Source organism: Tenacibaculum sp. L6 (assembly GCF_028823685.1).
Taxonomy (GTDB): Bacteria; Bacteroidota; Bacteroidia; order Flavobacteriales; family Flavobacteriaceae; genus Polaribacter.
Window position 1 is genome coordinate 1 of the sequence record NZ_JAPEHZ010000219.1, and the last position, 264, is coordinate 264.

The following is a 264-nucleotide window of genomic DNA, read 5'->3' on the forward strand; positions in this document are numbered from 1 at the left end:
TAAAATCTGTTTTTGCTCCAATAGCTTCTTGCCAGTAAAACTGAACTTGTACACGTCCTTTACTTTCTGGGTCTTTATTACTTACTACCTTAGCTACTTGATTATTAGCTACAGCTCGTGCTATATTTTCGTTTAATGGTAAACTTTTTGTGTTTGCTGGGATAGCTTCAAAGGTATTATGATACGCTCCTCCAACATCAGCATAATGACTTATTTGAGTTATAATATATTCTCCATACTGTTTTACAGTATATTCTCCTTCGT

Annotated in this window: 1 pseudogene; it reads right to left on the reverse strand. The window is 34.1% G+C overall.

Features of this window, described 5'->3' with window-relative positions:
• A pseudogene (locus tag OU788_RS12790) lies at nt 1-264 on the reverse strand (hypothetical protein); the annotation flags it as partial.